Genomic DNA, 10,207 nt, shown 5'->3' with positions numbered 1-10,207 from the left:
CCGTCGTACCGGATCTGTGCGACGCACGGCAGTGGCCGGGGCCGCCGCGGGGCCGCGAATGTCGGGGACGTGTCGGACCACACGCCGTCAGGTGGTGGACACCTCAAGGCTGTGCGCCAGCGCCTCAAAAGCCTGATCGATCTCGTTCTCGGTGATCGTCAGTGGCGGGCGGAAGCGCAGGCTGCTCTCACCGCACGGCAGAGCGATGACGTGGTGGTCCTGGTACATCCGGCGCAGGACGTCGTCGCGGAGGCGCGCGTCCGGCAGGGTGATCGCACACATCAGGCCGCGGCCGCGGGCATTGCTCACGAGTGTCGGATACTCGGTGGCCAGGGCTTCCAGGCCGTCGCGGAGGTACTTGCCCCGCTGCGCGACGGCATCGAGGAGCTGGGTGCGCTCGATCGTCTCGAGGATCCGGGTGGCGCGGACCATGTCGGCGAGGTTGCCGCCCCAGGTCGAGCTGATCCGGGACGAGACGGCGAAGACGTTCTCCGGCACCTCATCGATCCGGCCGCCGCCCATCACTCCGCACACCTGGGTCTTCTTGCCAAACGCCACGAGGTCGGGCTGGAGCCCCAGTTGCTGGTACGCCCAGGGAGTGCCGGTGATGCCGCAGCCGCTCTGGACCTCGTCGAGCACGAACAGGGCGTCGTGCTCGTGGCAGAGCCGCTGCATCGCCTGGAGGAAGCCGGCGCTGAGGTGGTTGTCCCCTCCCTCGCCCTGGATCGGCTCGGCGACGAAGCAGGCGATCATCCCGGCCGCGGCTCGGAAGGCGGCTTCCGCGGCCCGAAGTGCCCGCTGTTCGGCCTCCTGGTTGGAACGCGCGTGCTCGGTGGGCGGATGCCGCAGCGCGGGGGACGGGATACGGGGCCAGTCGAACTTGGGGAATCGGGCGGTCTTGGCCGGCTCGGTGTTCGTCAGCGACATGGTGTAGCCGCTGCGACCGTGGAACGACCTCTCCAGGTGCAGCACCTGGAGACGGTTCGCGGCGTCCTCGTCGAGGCCCAGCCGTTGTGCCCGCCAGTCGAAGGCGGCCTTGAGCGCGTTCTCGACGGCCAGCGCGCCGCCGTCCACGAAGAACAGGTGGGGCAGCAGCGGGTCACCGAGCACCCGGGCGAACGTCCTGACGAACCTCGCGTACGGGACCGTGTAGACGTCGGGGTTGGACGGTTTGTTGACGGCTGCCTCCGAGAGTTCGCGCATGAACTCCGGGTCGTCGGTAATGCACGAAGGATTGATGCCGAGCGGTGCCGATGCGAAGAAGGAAAAAAGGTCGAGATAGCGATTGCCTGTGCGGGCGTCGACCAGCCGGGTGCCTTGGCTTTCCGAGAGATCGAGAACGATGTCGTAGCCGTCCACGAGCACATGACGCTCCAGCGTACGATGCACGTCCCGAGCGTTCAGCCTTACCGTTTCCGAGGGGCCAGAGGCAGGACAACGTACCTGTTCACCCATGTGTGAAGACTCCTGTAGAGCAGGACGAATGGGGGGACTATCACGCGCCGGCTTGCCGTGAAGGGGAAGCGGATATTCTGGACTTGGCGATGCTAACCAACACTCCTCTTGAGGGCCTCTCCCTCCTCTCTCGCCATTCTCTCCATAAAAATTCGGACGCCGTCCGAGAAATTCTCTTTTCGCGATCGCGGGGCCGCTGCTATGGTCCGATGCGTCAATCCGATTCCGGCGGTCCCGATGTATTTCCGAGTGCGCGGGAGATTACGACATGGCCCTAGCCGACTGGGGTGGCGCCCGCGGCCACATGCTGCTCGACCCCACCGTCGTCAACCTCAATACCGGCTCCGCCGGACCGCTGCCGCGCATCACCTTCGAACGCGTCACCGACCTGCGCACCCGCCTCGCCCACGCGCCGATGAACTTCCTGCTGCGCGAGGTCCCCCCGCTGCTGTGGCGCGCACGCGAACGCCTGGCCGGCTTCCTGGGCGGAGACCCGCACCGCCTGGTGCTCACGACCAATGTCACCGAGGCCGTCAACCTGGTGGCGTCGTCGCTGACCCCGGCCGCGCCGGGCGAGATCCTGCTGACCGACCACGAATACACACCGATGCGCTGGTGCTGGGAGCGGATGGCCCGCAGGCAGGGACTGTCGATCAGGACGTTCCGCGTGCCGACGCTGCCCGCCGACCCCGGCGAGATCATCGACGCCGCCGTCGGCGCCATGGGCCCCCGCACCCGGCTGCTGTCCTTCAGCCACGTCCTGTCGACGAACGGACTGGTCCTGCCGGCCCGGGAGTTGTGCGAGCAGGCCCGCCGGCGCGGGATTGTCACCGTGATCGACGGCGCCCACGCGCCCGCCTTCATCGACCTGAACCTGGCTGAGATCCCCTGCGACTTCTACGCGGGAAGCGGCCACAAGTGGCTCCTCGCCCCCACCGGGGTCGGGTTCCTGCACATCGGCCCGGGGCAGCAGGACAGCCTCGAACCGGCCCAGGTGAGCTGGGCGTACGAGCCCCCGCGGGGGAGCGGGCCACCGGACGAACGCGACCGGTTCGGCAGCACCCCGCGCCTGCGCAGGCTTGAGTGCGAAGGCACCCGCGACCTCTGCCCCTGGCTCGCCGTACCGGAGTCGATCGACTTCCAGGCGCGGCTCGGGCACCAGCGGATCCGCGCCCGAAGACGCGAACTCACCGACCACGCCCGTCGGCGCCTGACCGACTGGCAGGGGCTGGAACCGGCCACGCCGGAGTCGCCGGCCCTGTCCGGCGGGATGGTCGCGTTCCACCTCCCCGCGACAACGAGAGCGGACGCGCTGCGCACGGGTCTCTGGGAGCGCTTCCGGATCGAGACGGCGGTGGCCGACCGGCCGGAGGGACCGCTGCTGCGGATATCGGCGAACTTCTACACCACCGAGGCCGAGATCGAGCACTTGGCGGACGCGCTGAAGGAGTTGCTGGCCGGCTGAGCCCGGTGTGCCTGTTGCTTTCCTCCGTGTCGTCGACCACCCGGTTACGTAAGGAGCAGTGAGTGCTGATGGACACAACGGTCCCCACGTTCAGCCTGACCGATCTTCAGGCGGGGCTCGACCAGGACGAGTTCCGCCGCTGTCTGGCGGAGAAGGGTGTCTTCTACCTGTCGGACAGCGGCCTGTCGGAGGCCGATCAGAAGACCTCCAAGGATGTTGCCGTCGACTTCTTCGAACAGGGCACCGAGGAGCAGAAGCGGGCCGTCACGTCCCAGGTCCCCACCATGCGGCGCGGCTTCACGGGTCTGGAGTCGGAGAGCACCGCGAAGATCACCAACAGCGGCTCGTACACCGACTACTCGATGTGCTACTCCATGGGGATCTCGGACAACGTCTTCCCCACGGCGGACTTCCAGCGGACATGGACCCGCTACTTCGACCGCATGTACGACGCCTCGAAGGAGGTGGCGCGGCAGGTGCTGAAGACGACCGCTACCGAACCGGACGGCGGTGTCGAGCACTTCGTCGCCTGCGAGCCCGTGCTGAGGTTCCGGTACTTCCCCGAGGTACCCGAGCACCGCAGCGCCGAGGAGGAGCCCCTGCGGATGGCGCCGCACTACGACCTGTCGACCGTGACGCTGATCCAGCAGACACCGTGCCCCAACGGTTTCGTGAGCCTTCAGGTCGAGATCGGCGGCACCTTTGTGGACCTGCCGGCCAGGCCGGACGCGGTTCTTGTCTTCTGCGGAGCCGTCGCGACCCTCGCGACCGGCGGCCAGGTGAAGGCCCCGAGGCACCACGTCGCGGCGCCCGGCCGGGACCGGATCGTCGGCAGCAGCCGTACGTCCAGCGTGTTCTTCCTGCGCCCCAACGCGGACTTCGAGTTCTCCGTCCCCCTGGCCAAGCGGTGCGGATTCGACATCGGCCTGGACGGCGACACCGCCACGTTCCAGGACTGGATCGCGGGCAATTACGTCAATCTCCGTACGAAGACCAAGGCGTAAGGCGGCCACCATGAGCACAGCATCAGTCAGCGGCACCCACGACATACGAGCCAGGGCGGAGGCGGCCCTGACGCGCTGCGGGGTCGAGATCGCCGCGTTCAAGGGCGACGCCCTCACCGCCCGTACGCCGGTCAACGGCGCCGATCTGTTCCGCCTGCGCGCCGATGCCCCCGCGGACGTCGACCGGGCGATCGACGCCGCGGACACGGCGTTCCGCACCTGGCGGACCACCCCGGCACCGGTGCGGGGCGCGCTGGTCAAGCGGCTCGGCGAACTGCTCGCCGAGCACCGGCAGGACATCGCCGACCTGGTCACCGTCGAAGCGGGCAAGATCCGCTCCGAGGCGCTCGGCGAAGTGCAGGAGATGATCGACGTCTGCGACTTCGCCGTCGGCCTGTCCCGGCAGCTCTACGGCCGCACCATGCCCTCCGAACGGCCGGGCCACCGGTTGATGGAGACCTGGCACCCGCTGGGCGTCGTCGGTGTGATCACCGCCTTCAACTTCCCGGTCGCGGTGTGGGCCTGGAACACCGCCGTGGCCCTCGTCTGCGGCGACACCGTGGTGTGGAAGCCGTCCGAGCTCACCCCGCTGACCGCGCTGGCCTGCGCCGCCCTCCTCGACCGAGCCATTGCCGAGACCGGCGCCCCGGCCCACCTCAACCAGGTCGTCCTCGGTACGGCGGAGATCGGTGAACGACTCGTCGACGCGCCGGGCGTGCCGCTGATCAGCGCGACCGGCTCGACGAGGATGGGCCGCGCCGTGGGGCCCCGGGTGGCGGCCCGCTTCGGCCGCACCCTGCTGGAGCTGGGCGGGAACAACGCCGCCGTGGTCGCCCCGTCGGCGGACCTCGACCTCACCGTCAACGCCACCGTGTTCGCCGCCGCGGGCACGGCGGGCCAGCGGTGCACCACACTGCGTCGGCTGATCGTGCACGAAGACGTCGCCGACACCGTCGTCGACAGACTCACCAGCGCCTACGGCCGGCTTCCGGTCGGCGACCCCTTCCAGGAAACGACCCTGGTCGGGCCACTGGTGAACGAGAGCTCCCACGCCAGGATGCGCGCCTGTCTCGACCGTGCGGCCGCGGACGGCGGCACCCTCGTCATCGGTGGTGAACGGCAGCTTGCCGAGGCGGCACCGGACGCGTACTACGTCCGTCCGGCCATGATCCGGATGCCGGCCCAGACCGACGTGGTGCGAGAGGAGACCTTCGCTCCTGTCCTGTACGTCCTCACCTACCGGGACCTCGATGAGGCGATCCGGCTGCACAACGACGTGCCGCAGGGGCTGTCGTCCGGGATCTTCACGAGCGACCAGCGGGAGGCGGAGCGTTTCCTGGCCGCCGACGGCGCGGACTGCGGCATCGTCAACGTCAACATCGGCACCTCGGGTGCCGAGATCGGCGGTGCGTTCGGCGGGGAGAAGGAGACCGGCGGCGGTCGCGAGTCCGGCTCAGACTCCTGGCGGGCCTACATGCGCCGCGCGACCAACACGGTGAACTACTCGGGGCAGGTGGCACTGGCGCAGGGTGTGGACTTCGCCCCGTAGCCGGTCTGCCCATGGCCGGCCCGCCCCACAGCGGGCGCCCGCAGGGGCTCGGTGTTCACACGGAGCGTGACACCGAGCCCGTGCGGGCGTCGGGACGACTCCGCCTAAGCCGAAGCGCGGGGGAGCAGGAACTGTTCGTCCTGGCGCAGGATGGCCTGCATCACCTTGGTCATCTTCGCCCCCGGGTTGATCCCGATGTGCTCCCGCAGATTCCGCTTCGCTCTGTGGAAGACCTGGATCGCGTCGGCCTGACGGCCCTCGGCGTAGTACGCCTTCATAAGGCCGACGTACAGGTCCTCGCGCAGAGGATCACACTCGACCAGCTCCGACAGCCGGGTGATCGCCTCGCTGTAGTGTCCGAGCCCGACGTCGATCAGAGCACGCAACTCGACCGCTGCCGTCCGCTCCTCTTCGAGGGCCTCGCCCTTCAGACGCAGTTGGCAGGAGGTGACGTCGGCGAAGGCCGGTCCCTTCCACAGGGCCAGCGCGGCATCCAGCCGTTCTGACGCGTCCTTGTGCCGTCCGCCCGTGTACAGCTCCCGGACGCCGCGCACCATCCCCCGGAAGGCGAACAGGTCAATGGTTTCCGGTGCCAACCGCAACTCGTAGCCACTGTCGTGCGAACTCACGGCGTCACGCGAGAGACCCGCCTTCTCCATGGCCGTACGGATCATCCAGGCCGAGGTCTGCAACTGTCCCGAGACGGTCAGCGGCGGCTCCCCGTCCCACGACTCCTCGCTGATCACGTCCTTGGAGATGACCTGGCCGGGCCGCAGAGCCAGACAGGTGAGGAAACGCCGCTGCCTTTGCCCGGGTATGGGTATCGGCAGCGCGTCCTTGACGAGAGTCACCGGACCGAGTAGCCGGATCGTCACGCTGGTGCGAGTGCTCATGGTGATTTACCCCCGTGTGGATGGTCCACGCCCTCGCCGGAGAGGGTGGACACGATATGGATGCGTTCCTTGTTGGTTACTCCTGGTGTGTGGTCGCGCCTGTCCGTTGAGGCCCGGTGGAGACTCGGTGCCGTGTCTGTGGAACCGGCCCGGGCCGTAGAAGGTCAGCCGTGTGGAAGGGGCTGGGGTCTTTCGTTTGATCCAAACGAAAGACCCCAGGGGGAGCGGCGGTGGCGGTGCCGCGTCGGATCAGGAGTGAGGCCGTCGTCTCACCCCACCAGACTCTTCAGGAACCTCGCCGCGATCGGGCCCGCGTCGGAGCCGCCCGACCCGCCGTCCTCCAGGAGGACCGACCAGGCGAGGTTCCTGTCCCCCTGGTAGCCGATCATCCAGGCATGCGTGCGCGGCGGGGCGTCCGTACCGAACTCCGCCGTGCCCGTCTTCGCGCGCGGCTCGCCGGGAATGTCCTTCAGTGCCCGGCCGGCGCCGTCGGTCACGGTGGCGCGCATCATGGTGCGCAGCGCGTTGACGACATCGGTGTCGAGCCGGGTGGGGGCCTCGTACCTGTGCTTCACGGCGTCGGGCACCAGGAGGGGCTGCCGGAAGACGCCCTCCTTCGCTGTCGCCGCGACCGAGGCCATCACCAGGGGTGACGCTTGTACCCGGCTCTGTCCGATGGTGGACGCGGCCTTGTCGTTGTCGCTGGTCGTGACCGGAACACTGCCGTCGTACGTGGTGGTGCCCACGTCCCAGGTGCCCCCGATGCCGAAGGCCCCCGCGGTGTCGCGCAGGGCTGACGCCGACAGCTTGGCCCGGGAGTTGACGAAGAAGGTGTTGCAGGAGTGGGCGAAGTTGTCCTGGAACGTCGATCCGGCCGGCAGCACGAACTGGTCCTGGTTCTCGAAGCGCTGGCCGTTGACGCTGGCGAACTTCGGGCAGTCCCCGGGGTCCGACGGCTTCATCCCCTGCTTGAGCAGGGCGGCGGCGGTCACCACCTTGAAGGTCGAGCCGGGCGGGTAGCGGCCCTCCAGTGCGCGGTTCATGCCGGAGGGCATGTTGGCGGCGGCGAGAATGTGCCCGTTGGAGGGGTCGACAGCGACGATTGCCGCGTTCTTCTTCACTCCGGTCAAGGCATCGGCGGCGGCCTCCTGCACCTCCGGGTCGATGGTGGTCCGCACCGGTTCACCCTGGCCGGCCCCGGGGCCGGTGAGCCTCTTCACCACCTGGCCGGACTCGCGGTTCACGACGACGACCGACTTCGCCGGACCCGAGCCGCCGACGAGTTGCTTGTCGTAGCGGGCCTGGAGCCCCGACATACCCTTGCCGGTCTTGGGGTCGACCGCCCCGACGAGGGAGGCGGACTGCAATTCCTCGCCGTTCTTGTCGAGTATGGGGGCGCGGTCCCGTGACTTGAGGGCGAGTGTCTGTCCCGGAACCATCTTCGGGTGGACCATTTCGGTGCGGAATCCGACAGTCCATTTACTGTCGGTCCTGATGACGTCGGCCTGGGAATTCCATGCATAGTCACCCGCTCCCGGAAGGGTCATCCTCACGGTGAACGGAATCTCTACCTCCCCTTCCGCTTTCTTCTTCCCGTCGCCGGTGCTGATCTCGGTCTTCGACGGTTTGAGGTTTGTCATGACGGATTTGATCAGTGACTCGGCGTTGCCTGGGGTGTCAGTCAGCCGGCCCGCTCGTGGGGCGTCGCCCGCCTGCCAGGCGGCGAGAAACTTCTTCAGCTCCCCCGTCGCGGCGACGACCTGCGGGTCGTCCGATCCGTCGTCGACAACCAGGCGGTAACCCCCGTAACCGATTCCGGCGGTCACGGCGAGTGCGACAACCATCGACAGGATTGTTCGACCGCGGGAACGACGTTTGCGGGACAGAGAGTAATCACCATAGCTGTCGGAATGGTTCATGGTGCCCAGAGTAGGCATTCTCGCCATCCGGCGGCAGCGTCACAGCGGCGTTCAGGACAGGGCCGGTGTGAAAGAGAGGGGGCGGGCGGACAGTGCTGTGACAGGACGGAGGCCCAGGTAAAGGGACATCAAAGGGAAGCATCCAGATAAGATCTCCAAGTCGAATATACGGGATGATGCCGTGTGAATCGGTCGCTTCTCGCGTCATATTGGTCTAGAACACTGGAAGAACCCGTCGCGGAGCGGCCGTCTTTACGGAGCAAACTGGCTGAATCGAAACGGCTGAGGGCGGTCCCGTAATCCCTGGGGGGCGTGACGCGCAGCCATCCGGGGGCGTGACGCGGGGCGCGGCGACCCGGACGTCCTGGTCCGGCCCTTGGCCTCCGTCATCGCCTCTGGCCGAAAGCAAGACCGCGACGATCACAGCAGGGTCCGCTCCCGCGGGGAACAAGAACGATCGCTGTTCCCCGCGCGGGTACACCGGGCAGCGTCGGCACTCGGAATCCCGGGCATCTCGGCCACTGCAATGAGCCACGAACAAGTCGCCGCGGCGGCCGCGCTCGACCAGATGGGGTTCAGCTCGTACGTACTGGGGGAGTCCGGCAGGGGCCTGATGCGCAACGCGCGTGAGTTCATGGCACAGGAGAGCCGCGTCGTCGCGTCCATCATCGGCAAACAGATCGAGCTGACGGCCGGCATGGACCTGGTTGACGAACCACTCGACAGCATCGACGTCTCGGTCTTGATAGGCGCTACGGCGCTCCGCAAGGCCAGTGTTCCATTCCTCGGCCCGAGCAGCTTCTTCCTGATTCCGTTCCTTGTGACGCGCACGGCCCTTCTCCAGCTTCTCCGCGCGTTTCTTCTCGTCGCGAGCGTGATCCCGCAGCGCTCTGTCGAACCGCTTGCGGGCGGCTTCGCCCTCCGCTTCGTGTCCACGACGTCCGAATCCCAACGCACCGAGCAACCCCCGGGGCGGCTCCGGCTCGTACGCTTCCCAGCGGGGCGAGGGTGCCGCTTTGTTAAGGCCCTTGGCCGGGACGAACGGCGAGGGGACGAACTCCTGTCTCAGCCGCTCGAACGTCAGCGGCTGCCCATCCAGTACCGATGAGCGCAGCAGTCCTGCGAGTTGCTCGGCGTCATGCTCGGCCACGCTGGTGCGGTCCACCGCCTCCTGAGCGCGGGCTGCTTCCTATGCCAGTTTCTTCGCACGTGCCTTCCTCTTGGCTTCGGCCTCAGCGGCTTTTCGGGCCCTCTCCCGTTCCTGTGTGGTGTCACTCTTCCGATAGAGGAGCAGAGGTAGGGCGCGTTCACTTCCTATCGGGCGCAAGATCGCCGTTCCTGTACGGAAGCGTGCCGGAAGAACGCGGTTGAGGTGAGCGGTTCAGCGCGGCACACTCGCGCCGATGAGCGACAGCACACAGTCGGGCAGATGGGACGGGCCCTGGTACCGCGTCCGCACGGACCAGTTCGAGGCCGCATTCCTGCCGAATGCCCGCGATGACCTGGAGGCGGTGAACAATGTCGATGTCTTGGTGGACCTCAAAGACGGCTCCCGATGGAGCGCGACCATCATCACCCTCGATCAGATCGAGATCCTGATGACGAGATGGGCCGCAAGCGGGGAGCTCTGGGAGGCCGTTACTTCTGGTGCTCGGACGGTCTCATTGTCCGCGATACCGGCATCAGCAGCATGACCCGAGTACTTGTGGGCCTGGTCGAGAACGGTGAGTTCACGCAGATCCTTCAGCGCCTCGATGACTGACAAGCGTCCCGCGGACGCCGCAGTCTGCTCCTGAAACGATCAGTTGAGCGCGAGGTCCGTATCCACGGGTCCGCTGGGGAGCCGATTCTCGCGGTCGGCTCCCCAGCGGCCCCCGGAAACCACTTAGGGGCCCGACCCGCGATGCGGATCAGGCCCCTGA

Annotated in this window: 7 protein-coding genes and 1 pseudogene; 5 read left to right on the top strand and 3 right to left on the bottom strand. The window is 67.5% G+C overall.

Features of this window, described 5'->3' with window-relative positions; genetic code table 11:
* Positions 1 to 87: 87 nt before the first annotated feature.
* A complete protein-coding gene (lat, locus tag ABZ707_RS20410) occupies positions 88 to 1,455 on the bottom strand; it encodes an L-lysine 6-transaminase (RefSeq protein ID WP_360176550.1) in 1,368 nt (455 codons plus the stop codon).
* A 268-nt stretch (positions 1,456 to 1,723) separates the two neighbouring features.
* On the opposite strand from lat, the gene ABZ707_RS20405 reads away from it, so the two are divergent.
* From ABZ707_RS20405 to ABZ707_RS20395, 3 genes are all read left to right on the top strand, one after another.
* Entirely contained in the window at positions 1,724 to 2,920 is a 1,197-nt protein-coding gene (locus ABZ707_RS20405; protein ID WP_360176547.1) for an aminotransferase class V-fold PLP-dependent enzyme, read from the top strand.
* Between the two features lie 68 nt (positions 2,921 to 2,988).
* Positions 2,989 to 3,924, top strand: a complete 936-nt coding sequence (locus tag ABZ707_RS20400) for a 2OG-Fe(II) oxygenase family protein (protein ID WP_360176544.1) — start codon at positions 2,989 to 2,991, stop codon at positions 3,922 to 3,924.
* A gap of 10 nt (positions 3,925 to 3,934) precedes the next feature.
* Entirely contained in the window at positions 3,935 to 5,473 is a 1,539-nt protein-coding gene (locus tag ABZ707_RS20395) for an aldehyde dehydrogenase family protein (RefSeq protein ID WP_360176541.1), read from the top strand.
* A gap of 104 nt (positions 5,474 to 5,577) precedes the next feature.
* On the opposite strand, the gene ABZ707_RS20390 is transcribed toward ABZ707_RS20395, so the two are convergent.
* Positions 5,578 to 6,366, bottom strand: a complete 789-nt coding sequence (locus ABZ707_RS20390; RefSeq protein ID WP_360176538.1) for a BTAD domain-containing putative transcriptional regulator — start codon at positions 6,364 to 6,366, stop codon at positions 5,578 to 5,580.
* 269 nt (positions 6,367 to 6,635) lie between these two features.
* On the bottom strand, positions 6,636 to 8,210 hold the full coding sequence (locus tag ABZ707_RS20385) for a penicillin-binding transpeptidase domain-containing protein (RefSeq protein ID WP_360176535.1): 1,575 nt from the start codon (positions 8,208 to 8,210) through the stop codon (positions 6,636 to 6,638).
* 601 nt (positions 8,211 to 8,811) lie between these two features.
* Here ABZ707_RS20385 and ABZ707_RS20380 point away from each other — a divergent pair.
* A complete protein-coding gene (locus ABZ707_RS20380) occupies positions 8,812 to 9,393 on the top strand; it encodes a hypothetical protein (protein ID WP_360176532.1) in 582 nt (193 codons plus the stop codon).
* Between the two features lie 295 nt (positions 9,394 to 9,688).
* Positions 9,689 to 10,047: pseudogene (locus tag ABZ707_RS20375) on the top strand (hypothetical protein).
* The last annotated feature ends 160 nt before the right edge of the window (positions 10,048 to 10,207 follow it).

Source organism: Streptomyces sp. NPDC006923 (genome assembly GCF_040635655.1).
Classification (GTDB): domain Bacteria; phylum Actinomycetota; class Actinomycetes; order Streptomycetales; family Streptomycetaceae; genus Streptomyces.
This window is presented reverse-complemented; position numbering and strand designations above follow the sequence as displayed.